General features: G+C 42.7%; 17 protein-coding genes. 8 read left to right on the forward strand and 9 right to left on the reverse strand.

The window, feature by feature from the left end:
- Nucleotides 1-22 precede the first annotated feature (22 nt).
- Nucleotides 23-595 (reverse strand): Pvc16 family protein, encoded by a 573-nt coding sequence (locus AC1DU2_RS01265; RefSeq protein WP_477382418.1) that lies wholly within the window; start codon nt 593-595, stop codon nt 23-25.
- A gap of 147 nt (nt 596-742) precedes the next feature.
- On the reverse strand, nt 743-1,075 hold the full coding sequence (locus AC1DU2_RS01270; protein WP_477382419.1) for a hypothetical protein: 333 nt from the start codon (nt 1,073-1,075) through the stop codon (nt 743-745).
- Between the two features lie 164 nt (nt 1,076-1,239).
- On the opposite strand from AC1DU2_RS01270, the gene AC1DU2_RS01275 reads away from it, so the two are divergent.
- The 3 genes from AC1DU2_RS01275 to AC1DU2_RS01285 all read left to right on the forward strand — a co-directional run bounded on the left by AC1DU2_RS01275 (nt 1,240) and on the right by AC1DU2_RS01285 (nt 6,435).
- Entirely contained in the window at nt 1,240-2,541 is a 1,302-nt protein-coding gene (locus AC1DU2_RS01275) for a hypothetical protein (RefSeq protein ID WP_477382420.1), read from the forward strand.
- Between the two features lie 211 nt (nt 2,542-2,752).
- Nucleotides 2,753-5,233, forward strand: a complete 2,481-nt coding sequence (locus AC1DU2_RS01280) for an AsmA family protein (protein ID WP_477382421.1) — start codon at nt 2,753-2,755, stop codon at nt 5,231-5,233.
- A gap of 341 nt (nt 5,234-5,574) precedes the next feature.
- Nucleotides 5,575-6,435 carry a sigma-70 family RNA polymerase sigma factor gene (locus tag AC1DU2_RS01285; protein ID WP_090652399.1) on the forward strand — a complete coding sequence of 287 codons (861 nt, stop codon included), beginning with the start codon at nt 5,575-5,577 and terminating at the stop codon, nt 6,433-6,435.
- Between the two features lie 256 nt (nt 6,436-6,691).
- Here AC1DU2_RS01285 and AC1DU2_RS01290 read toward each other — a convergent pair whose 3' ends face one another.
- Together AC1DU2_RS01290 and AC1DU2_RS01295 are read right to left on the reverse strand one after the other, a co-directional pair.
- Nucleotides 6,692-6,883: a cold-shock protein gene (locus AC1DU2_RS01290; protein WP_090652398.1), complete on the reverse strand. Its 192-nt coding sequence runs from the start codon at nt 6,881-6,883 to the stop codon at nt 6,692-6,694.
- A gap of 149 nt (nt 6,884-7,032) precedes the next feature.
- Entirely contained in the window at nt 7,033-8,970 is a 1,938-nt protein-coding gene (locus AC1DU2_RS01295; RefSeq protein ID WP_477382422.1) for an alpha-amylase family glycosyl hydrolase, read from the reverse strand.
- Nucleotides 8,971-9,296: 326 nt separating this feature from the next.
- Here AC1DU2_RS01295 and AC1DU2_RS01300 point away from each other — a divergent pair, with 326 nt between their 5' ends.
- Together AC1DU2_RS01300 and AC1DU2_RS01305 are read left to right on the forward strand one after the other, a co-directional pair.
- The gene (locus AC1DU2_RS01300) at nt 9,297-9,848 is read left to right on the forward strand and encodes a hypothetical protein (protein WP_477382423.1); all 552 of its coding nucleotides are present in this window, start codon (nt 9,297-9,299) and stop codon (nt 9,846-9,848) included.
- Nucleotides 9,849-9,951: 103 nt separating this feature from the next.
- Entirely contained in the window at nt 9,952-12,132 is a 2,181-nt protein-coding gene (locus tag AC1DU2_RS01305) for a TonB-dependent receptor family protein (protein ID WP_477382424.1), read from the forward strand.
- A gap of 57 nt (nt 12,133-12,189) precedes the next feature.
- Here the strand turns inward: AC1DU2_RS01305 and AC1DU2_RS01310 are convergent, their stop codons facing one another.
- Nucleotides 12,190-12,558 carry a response regulator gene (locus tag AC1DU2_RS01310; RefSeq protein WP_477357402.1) on the reverse strand — a complete coding sequence of 123 codons (369 nt, stop codon included), beginning with the start codon at nt 12,556-12,558 and terminating at the stop codon, nt 12,190-12,192.
- A 165-nt stretch (nt 12,559-12,723) separates the two neighbouring features.
- The gene (locus AC1DU2_RS01315) at nt 12,724-13,296 is read right to left on the reverse strand and encodes a thymidine kinase (RefSeq protein WP_477382426.1); all 573 of its coding nucleotides are present in this window, start codon (nt 13,294-13,296) and stop codon (nt 12,724-12,726) included.
- Nucleotides 13,297-13,593: 297 nt separating this feature from the next.
- On the opposite strand from AC1DU2_RS01315, the gene AC1DU2_RS01320 reads away from it, so the two are divergent.
- Nucleotides 13,594-14,607, forward strand: coding sequence for a hypothetical protein (locus AC1DU2_RS01320; protein WP_477382427.1), 1,014 nt, complete (start codon nt 13,594-13,596; stop codon nt 14,605-14,607).
- Between the two features lie 96 nt (nt 14,608-14,703).
- On the opposite strand, the gene AC1DU2_RS01325 is transcribed toward AC1DU2_RS01320, so the two are convergent.
- Complete coding sequence (locus AC1DU2_RS01325) at nt 14,704-17,283, reverse strand: family 20 glycosylhydrolase (RefSeq protein ID WP_477382428.1); 2,580 nt, start codon at nt 17,281-17,283, stop codon at nt 14,704-14,706.
- Between the two features lie 220 nt (nt 17,284-17,503).
- Nucleotides 17,504-18,430, reverse strand: a complete 927-nt coding sequence (locus AC1DU2_RS01330; protein WP_477382429.1) for a cobalamin-binding protein — start codon at nt 18,428-18,430, stop codon at nt 17,504-17,506.
- A gap of 232 nt (nt 18,431-18,662) precedes the next feature.
- On the opposite strand from AC1DU2_RS01330, the gene AC1DU2_RS01335 reads away from it, so the two are divergent.
- A complete protein-coding gene (locus AC1DU2_RS01335; RefSeq protein WP_477382430.1) occupies nt 18,663-19,286 on the forward strand; it encodes a LysE family transporter in 624 nt (207 codons plus the stop codon).
- A 159-nt stretch (nt 19,287-19,445) separates the two neighbouring features.
- Here the strand turns inward: AC1DU2_RS01335 and AC1DU2_RS01340 are convergent, their stop codons facing one another.
- Nucleotides 19,446-20,690, reverse strand: a complete 1,245-nt coding sequence (locus AC1DU2_RS01340; protein WP_477357414.1) for an aminotransferase class I/II-fold pyridoxal phosphate-dependent enzyme — start codon at nt 20,688-20,690, stop codon at nt 19,446-19,448.
- Between the two features lie 353 nt (nt 20,691-21,043).
- On the opposite strand from AC1DU2_RS01340, the gene AC1DU2_RS01345 reads away from it, so the two are divergent.
- Nucleotides 21,044-22,678, forward strand: coding sequence for a hypothetical protein (locus AC1DU2_RS01345; protein WP_477357416.1), 1,635 nt, complete (start codon nt 21,044-21,046; stop codon nt 22,676-22,678).
- The last annotated feature ends 6 nt before the right edge of the window (nt 22,679-22,684 follow it).

The raw sequence follows: 22,684 nt of genomic DNA on the forward strand, positions 1-22,684 counted from the left end.
ATCTTGATTAAAAATACTTTCTTCAGCTCATCCGCTCGCGTGCCTCAAACTGTTTAATAATGCCGCGTCTTTCCATAGGGTTTTGTCTCGGGAGCTCTGCCATTCGTACACGGTATACCATATGCGGAAACTGCCTGCCGCCCATGGTAGTCCACAGGTTACTGGTTTCATCAAAACCGGGCGAGTAATTTTCGACAGTGAGCCTAAACCCCTCTGTACCAGTTTCCTTGCCGGGCTTAGCAGGCCAGGTAAAGACGTTGTTGCTGTCAAAAAAGTTTATGATGTGCGAAAGATTTAATAACGACTGATCGTACGAATGATAAACGCACGACGATATCAGCACATAAAGGCTCAGATGGCGGGATGCCACCCGGCCAATATTGTGTGTATTATCCGGAAAGTGCTTTACAGGATTATCTTCAGATGCAATTACTAGGGTAATAAGCACGTTGTTTAGCCTGTTAATTTCTTCGCCCGTTAAATGCGCAACGTTGCGCAGCTGAACAAAATCATCGGGCATGCCGCCATCGCCGGTTTCTGTTTTCAAGTTATTGTTTAATTGCTGGGCCAAAAGTTTTACTGCCTGGTAAATCATCACTTTAATTTTAATGCTTTGCTGCAGTAAAATTGGCCATAAACAGCTTTTTTATGATGAGTGCCGGTACTAATATTGGCGCGTATAATTACGCGATTGTGTTACGTATACCTACTTTGACAGGCCATGATTTTTAGCGTACCGCAATTATTTCACCACCCTAATTTTAGTGACTATGATATAATTGTATGTAGCAAAAATGCCTGTATCTTTTTTGTAATTTAAATTAACGTTTATTGGGAATCGGGTATTTTCATTAATCCCCAATTGGGCCAGCGAGGAGTTGATATGATAATAGGAAGGTGGATTTTTTGCAGTGTCGTTTTTAATGGTAATGAGCAGGCCGCCACATAAAAGCGAAGGGCACATACGGAGGTCATAGCCTGTTAAAACCCCATCGCTTCGATACGGGGTTTCGTTATTCTTTTTACAGGATGCAAATAGCAACCCTAAACAAAAGATGATAGCAAGCAATTTCATGGTTAGTTTTATTATTAATACGGTTGCACCACCCGCAGCGATACAGGCGATTAAAAATAATTCAAAACCAGCACTTTATCTGCAATTAAATGCAAATACCAACGAAATAACTTATATTGGTTTTTGCTTTTGATTTAGTACAACATCAACCTTATTGCCTGTAAATGACACCTACCCAAACCAATGCACCATGGCCAATATGGAGGCTGATAGCCTTCCGATTTTTTTTTATTTACCTTACCTTGCAGATAGCCCCGCTGGCCTGGCTGGGCGAAATCCCGGGAGTCGGTAAATTATTGTCTTTTTACTATTCCTTTGTTGATTGGGCTGTAAACACATCCAACAAGCTATTTTTTCATGTTCGCGAAGTATTGGTGCATCCAAACGGCAGCGGCGATACATCATGGGCCTGGGCGCAACTGTGGGCAATGTTGTCTGTAGCGGTCATTGGCTGCCTGCTATGGTCGGTACTTGACCGTAAGCGGACCAGCTACACCCACCTTAACTACTGGCTTTGCYTGGCAGCCCGTTATTACCTCGCCTTTTTTGCCTTCAGTTATGGCATACTTAAAATATATGCTTTGCAAATGCCCTTTCCTAACCTGCATCAGCTGGCCACCCCGTTAGGCGATTTATTGCCCATGCGTTTATCGTGGATGTTTATTGGTTACTCCAAAACCTACCAGGTATTTTCGGGCATTATGGAAACATTGGTAGGCCTGCTGCTGATTAACCGTCGTACGGCTACACTCGGCATATTTATGGCGGCAGGCGTATTTGCCAATGTAATGATGCTTAACCTGAGTTATGATATCCCCGTTAAGCTATTTGCTATCGAGCTTACTTTTGTAAGTTTGTTTTTACTGGCTAACGAAGCCAGCCGGCTCTATTATTTTTTTGTACTCAATAAGCCGGCTCCTATTGCCGAAACTTATCATTTTAAATATACCCAAAAATGGATGCGCATTGGCCGCATTGTAGTCAAATGCGTATTTATAATACTGGCAGTGTTTATGGAAATTGTAAACAACTGGCAATACTACCAGGAAACAAATGCAGCGCCAGCTAAGCAATATCTCAAAAATGGGGTGTATGAAGTTGCCATTTACTCGGTAAATAAAAAAGACATCCCCTTGTCTGTTGCAGATACTTTACGATGGCACGACTTCGTTTTAGAAAACGGCGCAGGCAGTATCAAAACCGCCGACACCGCTTTTAGGCAGCGCTATAAAAGGGGGTATTTTGCCTATACAACTGATGAGGCAAAACATATTTTCAAAATAAAAAAACTGGCCGATGATAGCCTATGGATGGCCACTTTCAGGTATGAACAGCCGGATAGCACAACCATAAAGTTATGGGGCAAATTGCGTAACGATAGCCTTTATGTAGTACTGAAACGGACAAACCGCCACTTCCAGCTGACCGAACGGCAGTTTCACTGGCTAAGTGAGCGCAACAGGTAATTGTGACATCTGTGGTCTGTGGTGTGAGATCTGAGGTGAGTAGCCTATAGTGTGAGCCGGACTTTTACCTTCGAGTACTTCAGACCTCAGTCCTCACCCCCCAGAACACAGAAGCCAGACCACAGACTCCAATTGTAACAACTTTACTGTTTAAATCTGTAGCTATCAAACAATTAATCACATCAGTGCTTTTTAGATAAAATAGTTAGCAATGCCTAAGTGGATTAAAATAATATCGAGAATATTCGTGGCGTTAATAGGTGTTGTAATCATCGCCTTTGCGGGTATTTCTATGTATATCATTTTCAATAAAGAGAAAGTGCTGAAAATGATGACAGCCGAATTGAATAAAAACCTAAACGGCACAATTACCATAGCCAAACTCGATCCCACATTTTTCAAGGGCTTTCCTGGTGTTTCGGTAAGCCTTAAGGATGTGGTTATAAAAGATAAGCAATGGCCGGTTCATCATCATACCCTGCTGGAGGCCAAAAACTTTGATGTATCGGTAAATGCTGCCGCATTACTGCATGGCAGCGTGGAGATTAACAAAATAGATATCAGCGATGCCGCAATTGACCTGTTTACCGATAGCAGTGGTTATAGCAACGCCTCCGTTTTTAAAAGCAAGCCAAAAGATTCTGTTAAGGTTGAGAAAAACACCAGCCCATCTACCCAGCTCAAACGCTTTGGGCTAAGCAATGTAAACTTTACTGTTGATGACCGCAAGGCTTATAAGCTTTTTAAGTTTGAAGTACAGGACGTTGATGGACGCATGCAATGGCCATCAACCGGCTGGCATGCCAATATTAGCCTAAAAACGATGGTTAAAAGTTTTTCCTTTAATACCAGGCAAGGCAGCTTCATGAAAGAGAAATTGCTCGATGGCGATTTTGACATCACTTATAATGAGCCATCAAAACTAATTACTGTAGCCCCTAAAGTTTTGAATATCGGCGGCGAAGCGTTTACCATAGGCGGCAAGTTTGACCTGGGCAAACCCAATGTTAATTTTGTATTGAACATTGTGAACGATAAAATTTTGTGGGTAAACGCATCAAATCTATTGTCGCCAAATATTACCAAAAGCCTCAGGATGTTCAACATTGATGAACCGATAGCCGTAACCTGCGATATTGCCGGAGCGTTTGGCGGTGGTGGCGACCCATCAATATTTGTTACCGCCAAAGTGATGGATAACGTGGTTACCACCCCTGGTGTAAAAATTGAAAACTGCACTTTTAATGGTGTGTTTTCAAATAACTATATTAATGGCAAAGGCTATAATGATGCAAACTCCGTTATCAAACTCTACCATTTTAATGGTACCTATAAAAAAGTGCCGTTTACTATCGATACCGCTTTCATCAACAACCTGAATACCCCGGTGGCAACGGGAATATTTAAATCGAGTTTTGATATTGCCAAACTTAACGGCGCCATTGGCGATGACGACCTGCGTTTTACCAAAGGTTATGCCGACGTTAAGCTTGCTTACAAAGCCGACCTGGTAAATTACAGAATCTCGAAACCTCAGCTTGGTGGCACTATCAACATCAAAAACGCCGATGTAAGTTACGTACCGCGCGACCTTAATTTTAAAAACAGCGCAATCACCATCAAATTTGCCGGTAACGATTTATTACTGAACAACATTCGCATGCAATCGGGTCGCAGCATTGTTTATATGGATGGCCGGGTAAATAACTTTTTAAACCTGTACTATACAGCGCCCGAAAAAATAATATTAAAGTGGCAGGTACATAGCCCGCAATTGCATTTGGCCGAGTTCCTGGGCTTTTTAAATAGTACCCAACCCGTTGAAGAGGTGAAAACCAAAGGCAAAAAAACCAATATTAATGACGCTTTAAGTACCGCTTTTCAGAAAGGCAAGGCCGAAATTCATTTAAAGGTTGATAAGGTATACTACAAAAACTTTTTGGCCACCGATGCCACTGCCGACTTTTTAATGGCCGATAATAGCATCAGGGTTAACAATGTAAGCGTTAAACATGCAGGTGGTTCACTAAAGCTAAACGGCAACTTTGTACAAAGCGGCAAGCTGAATGATTTTACCGTAAATACTAAAGTTGATAACGTAAATACCAGCGCCTTTTTTGCTGCGTTTAATAATTTTGGGATGGATAGTTTTACATCTAAAAACCTAAGTGGTTTTTTATCGGCTCAGGCCCACCTTACGGGCAAAATTAACGGTGCCGGCAATATTGTACCCGGCAGTTTAAAGGGCTTAACAACTGTTGATTTAAAAGAGGGTGCATTGCTAAACTTTAAACCCATTACAAGCGTAGGTAAATTCGCTTTTCCGTTCAGGGATTTAAAGAATATCCGCTTTCAAACGCTTAATATGAAGTTTGATATTGATGGCGATAAAATAAACATCAGCCCGATGCAAATTAATTCAAGCGCCATTAACATGAATGTAGCCGGCGTTTACTCCTTATCAAGGGGCACAAATATAGCGTTGGATATACCTTTACGTAACCCAAAAGGCGATACTGCAATAATTGACGCAACCGAACGTAATAAAAAGCGTATGAAGGGAATAGTATTGCACATTTTGGCCGCCGATGGCGATGATGGCAAAATAAAAATCAAGTGGAACAAAAACCACGATAAAGACAAAAAAGATGACAAAAAAACAGAAAACACCGATGAAAAAACGGGCTACTGACAATTATAAAAACGGCACGATATGTGCCTCATTTATAACAAATAAAATAGATGTATTTTTGACACAATAATAGCAATTGAATGCGTATCTTTGTGCATCCATTAAAGAGAGATCACGTTTGATTAAACACTTACCGGTAACTGCAACATATTTCAATACGGTAAACACCGCGCATCCTACTGCAATAGTATCAAAAAGTCAACCCCTGCATCATCAGTATCCCGGGTTCAGAAAAAAATTAGGAGCACCGTTAATGATCATATTTTTTGTAAAGCAGGTTAAACCAACCGTGTAAATTCTTATCGGACATATAATTAGCTGAAATAAATCTATTCAATAAAATGAGACAACTCAAAATATCCCAATCCATTACCAATCGTGAATCTCAATCACTTGAAAAATACCTTCACGAGATAGGTAAAGTAGATTTAATATCTGCCCAGGAAGAAGTGATCCTGGCGCAAAAGATCCGTGAGGGCGACCAGGCCGCATTAGAGCGTTTGACAAAAACAAACCTTCGTTTTGTGGTATCTGTGGCAAAGCAATACCAAAATCAGGGTTTAACCCTTGGCGATTTAATTAACGAAGGTAACTTAGGTTTAATTAAAGCGGCTAAACGTTTTGACGAAACAAAAGGCTTTAAATTCATTTCATACGCAGTATGGTGGATTCGCCAGTCTATATTATCTGCCGTTGCCGAGCAGTCACGTATTGTGCGTTTACCTTTGAACCAAATTGGTTCATTAAGCAAAATTCATAAAGCAGCTTCAAAATTAGAGCAGGAATTTGAAAGACAACCAACTCCAGAAGAACTGGCCGAGGATCTTGAAATATCTGTTGATAAAATTGCCGATTCATTAAGCAATGCAGGCCGCCAGGTATCTATGGACGCTCCGTTTATACAGGGCGAAGAAAATACCTTGCTTGATGTTTTGCAAAGTACCGATGCAGCAACCGATACCGAACTGATGATGGATTCATTGTCACAAGAGATCAAGCGCTCATTAGGTATCCTTGCCGAACGCGACCGTGAGGTTATTATCCTTTTCTTTGGTTTAGGTGGTTATGCTGCCCATTCGTTAGAAGAAATTGGCGAGAAATTTAACCTTACCCGCGAGCGTGTACGCCAGTTAAAAGATAAAGCGTTGATGCGTTTACGCCACAACTCAAAATCAAATCTTTTACAATCGTATTTGAACTAAGAAACGATCTTACAGATTATAAGAAACGCGGATGATGAAAATTATTCGCGTTTTTTTTGTGCCACAATTCCCCCTCCTGTCATGCTGAGGAACGAAGCATCTGCACGCCGTGCAATATTGGTCTGGCACAGTTCGCGAATAGATGCTTCGTTCCTCAGCATGACAGCCTTTTTTTTGATACAAAACTTTACCCCACAAAAAAAGCATCTGCCCTTTAAGAACAGATGCTTGTACGATTATAATAATAGTTTATTTATTAACCTACTTTTACATTTACCGCATTTAAGCCTTTTTTACCTTGTTCTACATCGTAGGTAACGCTATCGTTTTCACGGATAGTGTCGATAAGGCCTGAGGCATGTACAAAAACTTCGGCACCACCATTTGTTGGTACGATAAATCCGAATCCTTTGCTTTCATTGAAAAATTTTACTGTTCCTTGCATTATATTTTTATTTAATTAGGCGAATGTACAGTTAAATAATTAACAATCTGTTATAAATAAGGCAATTAAAGTTTTACCACATAAAAAAACTTTAAATAACAAAGGCCCCGGGGTTACCGCGGGGCCTTTATTATTAGCATGTTAGCCTGTTATTAGTGTGTTAAAGCGGCGCTGCTGTACACATGATACTCGCCTGGCGCAAGTGTTACCGGCATGGTTGCCGAGGTAACATTTAAGGTTGCCCCTGTTAATGCGTCGGTATAGGTACCTGTTGACGGGAAGGTAATATTAGCGGTTTGCGTCACCACATCAAAGTTTCCTACTACTTCCACATTGGCGCTGGCATCTTTTAACTGGATGCTTTTAATATAACCTGATAAATCGTACACATAATTTGTTGATGCAAATACCGCGTTCTTTTTATGCAGGTTAATCATTGCCGAATAAACTTTATATAGCTGCACCCGCTGGGCATCGGCAAAATAGTTCCACAAAATAGGTTTATTACCTGTGCGGCCGTTCAAGTCGATAGATTTATCGTAACCTAATTCGCCAAACTGCCATAACATTTTAGGGCCCGGTACCGAGAACAGGAATGCCGCCGCAATTTCTTCGCGTTTCAGGCCGGTTGTAATATCCTTAACATTATAACCACCCGATGCGTTTCCGTAGCTTTCATTTTTAAACATCAGGCGCTCCTCGTCATGGCTTTCAAAATAACCCACCAGTTGGTATGGCAGGGTAAAAGTATGCTGATCGTAAAAGATCCCTTTAAAATCCCAGCCAGTAATGTAGCCCATGGTGGCCTGGTTGGCTGCGTAATTCAGGTTGTTCCAAAGCATCATGCCCTCGCCGGATAGTTCTTTTTCTTCCTGGTTGGCTGCAAAATGTTCCAATATCACATAAAAATTATTATTGTCGATACTTTTGATGTAATTGTTGTAATCCTTCCAGATGGCAACGCGGCTGGCATCATACTGCCCCCAGGGACCTACCGCGGCATCGCTGGTACCATAATTTACCTGCGTGAAGCCCTTGGAAAGATCAAACCGGAAACCATCTATCTTATACTCCTGCATCCAGAATTTGAGCACATTTTTTACAAAGTATTTGGTAGCGGCGCTTTCGTGGTTAAACTGGTAGCCTACATTGTACGGGTGCGTGGGATCAACATTGTACCAGGGGTTATTTGCCGCCGGCTTGCCCGCGGCGGTATTAAAATACATTTGCACCATTGGCGACTGACCGAACGAATGATTTAACACCATATCCTGAATAACCGCAATCCCTCTGGAGTGGCATTCGTCGATAAATGCTTTTAAAGCATTCTTAGTGCCATAATATTTATCGGGCGCAAAGTAAAATGAAGGGTTATATCCCCATGAAAGGTTGCCTTCAAATTCATTTATAGGCATCAGCTCAATGGCATTTACACCAAGTTTTTGCAGGTAGTTTAATGAATCTTTTAAGGTTTGATAATTGTGATTGGTAACAAAATCGCGCACAAGCAGTTCATATATCACCAGGTTCTTTTTCTCAGGGCGTACAAAGGTTGGTACCTTCCAGCTATAAGCAGGCTGGTTGGCCTGCAGCACGCTAACATTTCCGGTTGTTTTGCCGGTTGGGTAAGCTTTTAAACCAGGATAGGTAGTTGCCTCTATATAGCTGTCATTGGCAGGGTCCAATACTTTTTGGGTGTACGGATCGGCTATCTTAAGTGTGCCGTCAATCAGGTACTGATAGGCATATTCAGTATTGGCATCAAGGTTATCAATCTGTATCCACCAGTTTTTGCCATCGGGTGTATGGTTCATGGCATACTTGGCATCGGCTGTCCAGTTATTAAAATCGCCTATAACGCTTACCGATGTTTTTGATGGCGCGTACAAATTTAAAATAACCGACTTGCCCGAGTTGATGTAAGTAACCCCGTCAACAGCGCCCGAGGGCAACGCTTTACCACCTGTAACCACCGTCGTGGTATCTCCGGGAACGTTCCCGGAATTATCTCCGGAAGAAGGCTTCTTGCATGAAGTAGATCCAATCACCAAAAAGGTGACCAGCAAAAAGTAAACATTTTTGATTATCATATATTTTGTGTTTATAAAATTGGCCGTATAAAAGTAACCTGAATTTTCTATTTTAAGTATAACAACACCCAAAATAAATTTCCCAAAAATAGCAACTGGGGTTATGCTATGAAAACCAAGCGTTTACAAAAGTATATAATTAGGTTTTAAGAAACAATAGGCGCTATCACTTTCAAACAACCGAATTTCGCGGCAAGGAAGCCACGCAGCAGAACGGTTGCCTGCAAACTTTAATGGAGCCAGATGCGGAGCAACATGAATATTTTCAAATAAACCTATAAATCCACAAAAATTATGCTTAGCATTGTCCTTATTTAGAATCATTCTTGAAAATAGCGTTTGCCATCGTATTACTCATTGCCCACCTTTTTAATTTAGGGGGATACATGCTGCTGAGCCAATACTTGGTTTATCGCTCGGATAAGTTTGCCAGCGAACAGATAAGCAAAGGCAAGTATGATACCGCAAACCTCATCGAAATAAAAATTCCGCAGCACCTGCCTGGTATCAGCAATTGGAAATCATACATCAGGGTATCGGGGCAAATTCAACTGGAGGGTGTTGCTTATAACTATGTGAAACTTAAAGTAACGCGCGATACCGTATTTGTGCAGTGTATACCCAATTACCAAACCACCAAACTCCTAAGTCAGAATGTGATTTATGCCCGGCAACTAAGCGATATCCCGGTGAGCAAAAAAGCGCACGAATCGTCGGGCAAAAGAACCGGGGTGGATAATAAATATAATCACCCGGTAATAGCCTATAGGTTTACGCCCGGTGTATCGGCAGTTAAAAAGCCTCGCGGGGTTATTTTCATCAAGATAAATCCACCATTAATTTCGGTTAGTGCCCGGCCGCCCGAGCTTATAAGTTAGTAAGCAATATATTATTTATCAATAACAACATTAATAGCTGCATAACAGGCCTGGGTATTTTACCCGTGGGCTGGCTATGTGCATATATCATCAATTTAAACTCATGAATAATTTTTATAAAATAACACCATTTATACTAATCATCGTGGCATCCGGCTATGCCCATGCGCAAAAAAGCACTAAAGATACGCTGCACCTGGATAGTGTGATAATTAAAGAAAGCAGGGCAAAATACCTGCCCAATGTACAGGGCACTTATATTTTCGCCGGCAAACGCACCCATTTAATTTATCCCGATGCCGGCAAAACAAACCTGGCCAATAATACTGCCCGAATGCTGTTTGCCAAAGTACCTGGCCTAAATGTTTGGGAAATGGATGGCGCCGGTTTGCAATTGAACATAGGCAACCGGGGTACCGATCCGCACCGGTCTATCGAGATGAACATGCGGCAAAACGGATACAATACCAACTCCGACGCGTTTGGGTACCCGGAAAACCATTATAACGTACCCTTCCAAGCCATTGGCGAGGTACAGTTTGTACGGGGCTCGGCCGCTTTACAGTTTGGGCCCCAGTTTGGCGGCATGGTAAACTACAAAATTAAAGAGGGCGACAGCACCAAGGTTTTTGGCTTCGAAAGCGAACAAACCGCCGGTTCAAATAATTTTTTCAACTCATACAACGCCGTTGGCGGTAAAGTTGGCAAACTAAGCTACTACGCGTTTTACTCCACCCGCCGGGGCGATGGCTGGCGGCCTAACGCGGCTTTTGCTTACCACTCGTACTATGCCAATATCAAATACCAGTTTAATAGCAAAGGCAGCATAGCATTGCAGTTTTCACGATCAGATTATGTGCAGCAAATAGCGGGCGGCTTAACAGATGCTCAATTTGCGGCTGATAACCGGCAGTCATTCAGGGCAAGAAACTTTTTCAACCCCGAAATTAATATCCCGGCATTGTTATTCAATTACGCGTTTAACAGCAATACCCGGTTAGAGATTACATCGCATGTGGTATTTGGCCAGCGTAACAGCGTGCAGTTTATCAATACACCTAACATTAAAGACACCGTTAACACCAGCCTGAAAACTTTTAACCCACGCCAGGTAGACAGGGATTATTATGCAGGCTTTACCACCGAAGCGCGTTTACTGCATACCTACAAATTGGGCTACCTTAAAAGTACCTTTACCACCGGGGTAAGATATTTTGAAGAAACCACCAAACGCAAGCAAAAAGGAGTAGGTACCATCGCCTCCGATTTTGATTTAACACTGGTTAAACCTTACGGAATAGATTTAAGGCTGCACTCCATCAACTATGCAGCCTTCGCCGAGAATATTTTCCAGGTTACGCCACAATTTACGGTAACGCCAGGAGTACGGTACGAGGTTATCAAATCAACCACCTCGGGCGTTATCAGTAATGCTACCTTCCCCATTGGCTACAAAGGGAACCGCAGCTTCCCGCTGTTTGGCACAGGGTTACAGTACCAGTTCGGTAATGGCAGCCAGTTGTACGGCAATATTTCGCAGGCTTACCGCCCCTACCTGTATGCAGCCGTTACTCCTGCCGATAACCTGACAGTTATTGACCCTAACATTAAAGATAGCCGGGGATATGATATAGATATGGGTTACCGCGGCAACATCGGCACCATATTTAGTTATGACATCAATGGTTTTTATGTGCGCTACAACAACCGGGCAGGCACGCTCACCCAAACCGACGCTCAAAATGTAAGCCATTTGTATTTAACTAATATTGGCAATGGCGTGGCCAAGGGGGTCGAGGCTTATACGGAAGTATCATTACTCCGTTCGTTTGATGCCCGCGCCGGCAGCGATATCCGCTTGTTCAACTCGCTGGCTTATACACACGGTCGCTACATCACCGGGGCAATTAACCAGGCAGGTAAAAATATTAGCCTGGTGGGCAACCACCTTGAAAATGTGCCCGATTGGATAAACCGTACCGGCCTCACCTTTTTAAGCGGGCCGGTGAGCAGCACCCTGCAGTTGAGCTATACCAGCAAAAGCTACAGCGACGCCAATAATACGGTATTTAACTCGACCGGCGCTACAGGAATAGTACCCGCTTATCATGTGGCCGACTGGGCATTCAACTACTGCTTCATGAAAAACTACCACATCAGCGCCGGTATCAATAACCTTTTTAATGCCCAATATTATACCCGGCGTATTAACATGTACCCCGGGCCGGGTATTTTACCGGCAGATGGCCGAATATTTAATGTAGGCTTTGGGATTAAGCTGTAAATAAAAAAGGCCTTCCGGGATTATCTGGAAGGCCTTTTTGTTTAAACGTTTTACAAATTATTCTAAATACTTTTTCACTATTCCGGTTAGCTCGGTTAAATCGAATGGTTTTTTCAAATAACCGTTGGCGCTTCCGGCTTTGGTAATTTCTTCAATATTGTTTACGGCCGATATCATGACAACCGGTATATGGCTTGTGGTTGGGTCGCTTTTAAGTCCTTTGCTTATTTCCTGGCCGCTGGCATCGCTTTTCCAGTCGGTAAGCCAGTTATCCAGCAAGATAAGGTCAGGGTTTATTTCTAAAAGCTTTTTTAATATCCGGGCATTGTCCGAGGCTACAACTTCGTAACCCTCCTCTTCCAGAACGTACACTATAGTATCCCTGATGTCTTTATCATCTTCGATCACTAAAATTTTCTTAGCCATAAGGTATTGATAGTTAATACCGAATATAGTTAACTTTAATTAAAAATTATAAAAATTTCCTATAATTCATTTTAAAATTAAACAGGTCCGGTGTTATAATAACAAACAGACCACTTTTTGTTTTGGCAATTAAGCTGATACAGGAAAATATTTTCGGCTATTACCTTAGCTATTATAGCAAATGCGGCAGCGGGGTTCGTAGCTTTCTTTCTCGCCCAAAAGGATGCGGGCATTATCGGGTACAAGGCGATAGGAATACATAGCTGGGTTGCCGCACTGCACGCAAACGGCATGCAGCTTGGTAACCGATTCGGCAATGGCCATAATGGCTGGCATAGGGCCAAAAGGGCGGCCCTTAAAATCCATGTCTAACCCGGCAACTATTACACGAATACCCCGGTTAGCCAGTATGGTGCATACTTCGGGCAACTGATCATCAAAAAATTGGGCTTCATCTACCCCTATCACGTGGGCATCATTGGTGAGCAATAATATAGCCGAAGCACTATCAACCGGCGTTGAGCTAAACCTGTTGGCATTGTGCGAAACGATGGCATCTTCGCAGTAACGCGTATCTGACTTAGGGCTAAATATCTCCACTTTTAGTTTAGCGATGCGCGCACGGTTTAACCTGCGGATAAGTTCTTCGGTTTTACCCGAAAACATAGATCCGCATACCAGTTCAATACTGCCACCTGATTCGCTTTTACGCCTGAAAACATCTTCGTGGTAAACCATTCTTTAAATAAATTCTAAATCCTAAACTCTAAATCCTAAAAAAAACCAAGCTCCAAATTCTAAAAACCAAGCTCTAAATCCCAAATCCCAAACTCTAAATTTCAAAAACCTGGTGTAATTGCCAAATTTGATGTTAGATTCTTGACTCCTTAACCCGAAAAGAAAAAAAGGAAGATGTAAAACAAAGCAACTGATATTCATATTGTAACTACAGCATACAACGTGTATAGTATAGCACGGCGCCAAATATCAGAATTTTATCCTATTTTTGGTAAGCATTTTCCCAACATTGAAGCCATGAAGCAAATGGATATTTTTAAAAAGATTGGTGGTATTTTACAGGAGCTTAATGACCAATATGATTACCTGAAAGCCGAAAGCAGCGATTTGAATGAACTTGAACTGGAGCTTTTTGTAGCCAATGCCCATTTTTTAAAAGATCATGCCGAAATATTGCGCAAAATACATGAGCGCAAAACCACACCGGCCGAAAAACCGGAGCCTGTTGCCATGAAGCCGGAACCAGTAATTGAAAAACCCAGGCCGGCGGTTACAACAACACCGGCATCAAGACCAGAGCCCTTGCATGAGCGCCGCTTTTTTGAGCCGGTAGTTCAGCAAAAACCGGTAGTTGAAAATAGGCTGGAATTAAGTAAAGAAGCCGAAACGCCTGTTCACGTGCCTTATAATCCGGTAAAACCCGAAATAGAATTGCCTACTGCCGCTAACGATGAACCGATCTCGTTTATCGACACCGAAGCGGATAACACCATAGATTCATTTGAAGCAGAACAGCCCGAAATATTAAAACAAGAATTAGTTTTGGATGAGGCCGAAGAATCTGAAGCGGATTTTAAAGATGCCGAACCCGTAACGCAGATTGAAGAACCGATAGTAGTAAGTGCTCCCCCCGTTGAAAAACCGGCACCTGCGCCACAGCCCGAATTGTTTAAACCGATGGTGGCTAAAACTGAAACAGCTAAAGAAGAAATCCTCACCTTTAACCAAAAGATGTCGGCCCAGAAAACCGAACGGGACAACGGTTTATCGGCACATGTAAATGCATTGCCTGTTACCGACCTGAAATCGGCCATAAACCTGAACGATAAATTACTTTATATTAAAGACTTATTTAACGGTTACAGCCTGGCCTACAGCGAAGCGATTGAAATAGTAAACCGCTTTAACACTTACGAAGAGGCCGAGCGCTTCCTGAAAACCAATTACGTTGCCAAAAACAACTGGGAAAGCAAAGCTGCCACAGCCGAGAAATTTTATGCTCTTTTAAGAAGAAGGTATCCTGCGGTTTAGTCATTAGTGGCAAAAAAAATCCGCAGTCAATTGTTTGATCTGCGGATTTTTTTTGTTTTTATTTTGACTTTCGACTCAGGGCTTCGGACTTTCGACTTACAACGTCGATCCTTGTTTTTTTCCTTCTGTCGCCTCACCGCCTGTTGCTATGTTACCTCCCCTGCCTTTTGGGTCAAAGGCGCGGAATTTAATTTCGCCTCCTTTATAATCAACCGGTGCAGTATATACTTTGCTGTTAGCATCAGGGTCTTTACCGTTGGTGGTGTAACGGATGGTTAGGCCCGGAAATTCGATATTGCTGGCGTACTTACCATCCTGCAAGCTGATGCCTGGCTTAGGCACGCGGTAATTATAGCCGCCATTATAATAACTTAGGCGGGGTAACTCCCGTTTACCCAATACATTCAAAAATGTCGACCACGCTAAATCGTACTCTTGCTTTGCTTTTATGGGGTCTTTTTCGGTAGCCCAGGCTGGGTCTGCCGCCCAGGCGCGCTCGGCCAGGCCAAACAGGCGGGGGAATATCATGTAATCCATACGCTCGGGCCCTTTAACTGTTTCGGCCCATAGCGCGCCCTGTAAACCAATAATGTTGGATTTACCATAATCGGTAAGGCGTTGCTTGCCTAAAAATATATTTTGATTTATGGGTGCCCCGTTCTTGTCAACATCTGCATTCTTAAAATAATCATATGGGATAAAGGAGTAAAATTTATCGATACCTAAAAACGCGCCCCAATAGTAGCCTGGTTCATCAAATGATTTGTAGTTGGCCATATCAAAGTACAAGTTGGTAACACAGGTAAGCACCACCTTGTAGCCGCCATTGGCCAGTTTGTAGGCCAGGTCTTCCTGTCCGCCACCTAACACGTTGTTCCATACATCGGCCTGCAGGTGCTCGCCGGTAAAATCGGGATTGGGCACATAGGTGTCGTTACCATCTATCTTTGTTTTGCGCAGGGCCATCTCTTCCCATCCCGCCAGGTGAATTCCTTTGACTTTTAGTATCTGGTTTACCCGGCCGTAAAAATAATACCATAAATCGCCTGTGTTTTGAATTTCGGGGTGGCTGACCTTTAGAGCCAGGTAGGCCGGCGATTTTTCCCAAACATGAGGTGGCACTTCATCGCCGCCAAAGTGAATACCGGGCAATGGCGCACCGGCTTCTTTGTAAATGGCTATCAAATCATCAACAACCCTTTCAACAAAAGTATAGGTTGATGGCAAGGATACGTTGATCACGTTATCATTCCAATATTGTACAGACCGGTATTCGGATTTATCGTCCAAATCGCGCAGTAAATATTTGGCGGCTTCGTCTTTTTTGCCTTCGGCCACCAGGCGGTCATAGCGGGCATCCATGGCTTTGATAGATGCACGGGCATGGCCGGGTGTTTCAATCTCGGGGATTACGATGATGTGCCTATCGGTAGCGTATTTTAATATTTCAATGTACTCCGCCTTAGTATAAAAACCCGAACCGTATGGATTATTTACATCAGGTCCCGAACCATGGGATGCAGGCAGATGATTTTTACTATCCAGCGTATGCCCGCGTTTTGAACCAACCGAAGTAAGTTCGGGCAATGATGGGATTTCAACTCGCCAGCCTTCATCATCCGTTAAATGCAGGTGCAAAACATTTAGCTTATAAAGGCTCATGGCCTCAATCAATTTAATAACCTGTTTCTGTGTTTGAAAGTTGCGGGCCACATCCAGCATCACGGCGCGGTGGGCAAAACGGGGAGCATCCTTTACATCCACACAAGGAATTTTAATACTCCTTTCGGTTTTAACCCATGCAGCGGGCGAAACCAGGTTTGTTAACGACTGGATGCCATAAAAGGCACCGGCAGCTGTAGAGGCGTTAATGACAACACCTTGTGCACTTACCTTAAGTTCATATCCTTCGGGAGCAATGCCATCAACTTTTTTTAATGCGATAACTGTACCCGCTGCGCCTGCCGAAACAGTTAACGGCCTGCCCAATATTTTACTAAAGCTGTTGGCCAGGTAAGCTGCTTCTTTAGCAAAGGTACCATCGGCAACAACCAACGTTTTTCCGTCGATGGTAAACGTACCACCGGTTTCGGTATAGCTTACCGGCGTAGGCAATATTTTAGGCAATTGATCGGCAGGAATATCGGTAACCGTTTTATTCCTGTCGTAAACAATTTCGGGAGTAACCAGGCCTGCGTAGCTCGGCTTGTATGGCTTGATATCAAAAGAGCCAATACTATAACCTTTTTCGGGCTGCTCATCCCAAACCATATATATACCTTCGGGAGCATCGGTAACGTTTACCACAGGGTCGTCGTTTACGTATTCTATCCGGGCCGATTCGCCTGGTTTTAAATCTTTAAAGCCTGCGTTTGGGGTAATACTGTATAAATCGCCGTTTACCTGGTTTATTTTGGCGTTGCCGCTTACCGTATTCTCGGTAAAACCACGGCCCGAGTTAAAGTAAAACTTCCACCCGCCGGCCGGCAAAACGGTTTTACCACTATTGGTAATTACCAGTACGGTTAGCGCTTCATTTTTATTCTGATAATTGTTATCTATCACCTCCCAACTGATGCGCAGGTCGGCGGCATTAAATTTTACGCCATCCGTAGTTTTGAAAGCTGTACTCATAAAAAATGCTGCAAACAGCATCAGGATAAAGATTTTGCGCATAGTAGGATTATGTTAGATAATAAAGGGCAGCTAAATATAGGCAACTTTTTAAATAATTTTAATAAGTTGAAATATTATTATCTCTATATTTTTCAAAACCTTCACAAACTGTATGCTGTGTGTACCGGTACACGTAAAATACCCTGGTACACGGTGGTACACCTCCACTATCAAAGTCATTGATTAAAATGTGCGACAACTTTAAAATAAATCCGACAGCCTATACCCCAAACTTAATCCACCCTTCGCCCTCGTACCCAAAAGCAAATTGTTTTGGGCGGATGATTTCGGCCAGGATTTCAATAGAGTCCACAATCCGTGGGCCAGGGCGGTTAAAATACTGGTTGCCATCGGCTAGGTACAATTGATTGTTTTTTACGGCCTTCAAATCGTCAAAGCCGGGTAATTGCATTAAAACATCAATCTCCTTTAACGTACGTTCTATCGAAAAGCCGCAAGGCATCACTACTATAATTTCGGGGTTCTGTAGCCGGATATCGTCCCAGCTTACGTAGGGCGAATGCTTTCCGTCCTGTGCCAATACGGGGGTACCGCCGGCAATACTAACAAGGCCGGGCACCCAGTTACCGGATACCATCATAGGTTCAAGCCATTCAATACAGGCCACAGTAGGCTTGCTATCGGCAAATTTCAATTTATGTTTAATAATATCTACCCGCTCATTTAACAGTTCCAGCAGTTCGGCGCCTGCCTGTGGTACGCCCAGGGCATCGGCAATAGTGGCGATATCGTTAAAAATATCGCCGAGGCTGTTTGGGCGCAAAGAAATTATCCGGGCTTTTTTATCAAGATAATTATCCAAAGCAAGTTCAACATCGGCCAATGATACCGCGCAAACCTCGCACTGGTCCTGCGTAATTACTACTTCAGGGGCCAGTTGTTTAATCACTTCGCGTTTAACGGTGTAAACGGATAAGGCATCGGCCAGTAATTCTTTTACCTTTACATCAATAGCGGCACTGCTTAACCCATCCGGGAAATTAGCCTCGGTACAAACCGGCAGCTGTTTTACAAATTCAGGATAATCGCATTCGTGCGATCGGCCCACCAGGTTATCCTGAAGCGCCAGGGCACATATTATTTCGGTAGCGGATGGAAGCAGGGAAACTATTTTATCAGTTGACATTATTTCAGATGTGCAGATTATCGATGTGCAAATGTACGGAAGATGGATGGATTAGATGTGCAGATTTCAGATGTGCAGGTGTGCAGATGAAAAAATTGATTTGCAAAGATCAAATTAAAATTTGCCCATCTGAATTTGCACATTTGAAATCTGCACATTTGAAATCTGCACATCTGAAATCTGCACATCTATAATTTGCACATCTGCACATCTACACCCTATCTTTGTGCCAATGATATTTCTTACCTTTTTTATCGGGCTTATCGCCAATTTTATTGGTTACATCCCGCCCGGTAACATCAACCTGGCACTTTTGCAACTTACTATAAACCGCGGCATGAAAGAGGCCATGCGCTTTATTATAGCTTTCTCGTGTGTAGAATTTTTTTTTACGTACTTTATTATGCACGCCGCCGACTGGCTGTCAAGCCAGATGCATTTAAGCGTAATTATAGACTGGATAATGGTTGTTTTATTTGCTGTTATGGGGGCAATTACCTGGGCCAACCGTAAAAAACCACCAGAACCCCGCAAGTCGGAACATGATAGTATTAAGTATGGCATTTTGTTGGGTTTTTTAAACCCTGTACAGGTGCCGTTTTGGATGATAACCGGCACCTACCTTATTACACATGAATGGATCCTTACCGGCAAAGTTGCTTTGGTGATATTTAGTATTGGCTCGGCAGCTGGTGCTTTTTTATGCCTCTTTTTGTATGCGGAGTTTGCCCGGTACATGCAAAGCAAATTTGCCCTTAGCAACCGGTTAATCAATACAGGCATTGCCATACTATTTTTCGCGTTTGCAGCCTATCATATTGTAAAACAGGTGTATCTGACGTTTTTTAAGCACTAAGCTTTTGATTTGAGGATTTGAAAATTTGAAGATGAATGCCTGGTGACCACTAATTATTGGCGTAATAAAAAAGGCCTCATCACTGAAGCCTTCTAACTCATATTACATTTGAGGATTTCATTTTCAAATCCTCAAATTTTTAAATCTTCAAATTCAAGATTATGCTATCTCCAGCTTGTTCTCTTTATAATATCCGGCTTTTAGTTTTTCGCCCATTTCGCTGTAGGCGTTTAGGGTGCGCTCTACATCTTCTAAGGTGTGTACGGCAGTTGGGATAAGCCTTAATAATATTAATCCTTTAGGGATAACCGGGTAAATTACTATTGAGCAGAAGATGCCATAGTTTTCGCGCAGGTCGCGGGTAAGGCTGGTGGCTTCGTAAAGGTCGCCCTCTAAAAATACGGGGGTAACCATGGTATTGGTAACGCCCAGGTTAAAGCCGCGTTCTTTTAAGCCATTTTGCAGTGTTGTTGCTACAGTCCAGAGTTTTTCGCGTAGTTCAGGCTGCGATACCAACAGTTCAAAACGTTTTTTTAAGCCTAGCACCATTGGCATCGGCAAGGCCTTGGCAAACGTCTGCGAGCGCATGTTGTAACGTAGAAAGTGTACTATTTGCTCATCAGCCGCAACAAAAGCGCCTATACCTGCCATTGATTTGGCAAAGGTGGCAAAGTATACATCCACACCTTCAATAACATCCTGCTCCTCGTGCGTACCTGCGCCGGTTTTACCCATGGTACCAAAACCGTGCGCGTCATCAACTAATAAACGAAAATTGAACTCTTTTTTCAGATCTACTACTTCTTTCAGTTTACCTTGCGCACCCGACATACCAAAAACACCTTCGGTAATCAACAAAATACCACCGCCGGTTTGCTCGGTTAGTTTGGTAGCACGCTCCAGTTGCTTTCTGCAACTTTCAATATCATTATGCTGGTAAACAAAACGTTTGCCCATATGCAAACGAACGCCATCAATAATACAGGCATGCGATTCGGCATCATAAACTATAACATCGTTCCTGTCAACCAGGCTATCTATAATAGATACCATTCCCTGGTAACCATAGTTCAATAAAAACGCGGCTTCTTTACCTACAAACGCCGCCAGGTTATTCTCCAATTCTTCGTGGTGAATGGAGTTACCCGACATCATACGGGCTCCCATAGGGTAGGCCATGCCGTAATCGGCAGCGGCTTTGGCATCAGCTTCCCTTACTTCGGGATGATTGGCCAGGCCAAGGTAGTTATTAAGGCTCCAAACCAAATGCTCTTTCCCATTGAACTGCATATGCGGCCCAATTTCCCCTTCCAGTTTGGGAAATGAAAAATAACCATGTGACCATTTTTGGTGCTGACCCAGCGGCCCGCCCAAGCTTTTTGTTATTTTATCAAATAAATCCAAAATAATTTACCGTTAATCGTGAATAATATGCAAATATAGCTGTAAATAGAAGCCGATACAATAGCTATAACTTTTTAGAATAGCTTATAACTGGGTAGAGGTATCAAGTAGTAAGTATCAAGTAGTAAGATTTTTTCCTGGCACCAAGTTAATGACATCGAGGCATCAAAGTAGATTTTCATTTAACCAAAAAAGCCGATAGTAAGAATGGGCTATTACTTATAACGGCTTTGCGATTTTTATCTTGATACATGCGACTTACTACTTGATACTAATTGATACATTTATATCAATTAATCATCAATAGCAAATTTACCGTTCTTTCTGCATAAACCCTGAGCCAATTAGTTAATATGAATCCGTACAACCAAAATTTAAATAGCGCAGTTTGCGCTGTTTTGCAAACCCAGGCCCTGACATTAAAAACGCTTAAAGCACAGCATACCGCTTCCATGTTTACGTTATATTATACGCAAGGGGCAAAAATTGCAGCCACGCAAAATCTGGTATATGCTAAAAGCCAGTTAGCGACACACCATATACCTATAAAACAGCTGGCTAATAATGCAACTAACTTATCGGCCAATGTGTTGACAAGTGCCGATCAGGCAAATCAATATGTAAAACAGGCGGTTACAAACGGGGCGGTTGCCGCCGCAAATATACAAGTAGCGGCCAATGCCATTATCAGGCTCGCAAGCGATGCGGGATCGATTTTCAGTATTGTAAGCGCTGCAGACTTTGATTCAGAAATATACGAGTTGGCAAAAAAAATGCGCGAGCTGTTGAATGAAACCGCTTATGGTGCAGAACAATTAGCTGAGGATGCCATGGAGGCATCAATGAAAATAGCCGAAGTTTCCGCAGCCACAGTTTACGATGATGCAAAAAATGCAAATTTATCAGCAGGTAATTTGTTTAAAATAGTATCTGCCCACTTTGATGCTGCCCTACAAATAGTTAACGCTGTCAGTGATAGTCTAACTGCAGTGGATATCAGGGAGAATACTGCCGAAGGCAATTACACCGATATTGAAACCAGTGTAACAGCAGCGTTAGCAGCCTACACAAGCACTAACAACACCCTCAATCTTAATTTAAATGTAGTGGTAAATAATGTGCCGGGAGGATATTTCAGTATCTCGTTCACTCCCCTGCATAACCCATTTAAACACGACGTAGCCAACGTAAATCCCATTAAAGCGTACTTTATTTTATTGGTTAAAACTAGTAAGGCCATAGCTTTTAATATTATTCAGGCTCAACAACTGCACGCTATTAACGCACGATGCTGTGTCGCAGTTACCGAATCTGTAAGTGATAAAGTGCTTAGCCAGCAAATAAGTACAGGAACGGCCTGGGATGCCGACGATGAAGCCATCATTCCCGGCAACCAATACGTTGCCTTTATATTTGCCATATTCACAGATAGATATAAAAAGGAGCTGAATGCTTTCGATGATTTTCTTTCGGCTCCATCCGCTCCGTTTGCATATTCCATCCCTTTAAATACACCGGAAAACAGCAGCATATGGGTTGAAGATAATAATTCAAACATTATTGAAAACGCTGCCGATCTGCAAATATCGCAAGCAGTAAAATTTTCGCTGCCGGCCAATACACCCGGCTTAGCTGTAGAGTATCGCTGCATATTTTTAACTGTAAAAAAAGCCGGGAATGAAAAATTGAAAAAGAACACGTTCGGCTTTATATTTAACGATGTGCTCGCGGAGGCTATTGCATCCGGCAACTACGGCGTGGCAGTTCCTGCTACCGGCGCAACAAATGAAACAATTACCTACAACACGGCTATTACACCCGCCACTACCGACAACTTTGGAAACCGGTTAATTATTAACAATGAGTACGTGCCGGCAATATTGGCCGTTTACAGCGGAGGGGAAGCAGAGAAGCAAGCCTGGTATAAGCCAACACTGTCAGACTTTTATACCACAGCAAGCTTTAAGTATTTGGCAAGCCATAATTAACGTTAA

This window comes from Mucilaginibacter sp. P4_C11, assembly GCF_056402115.1.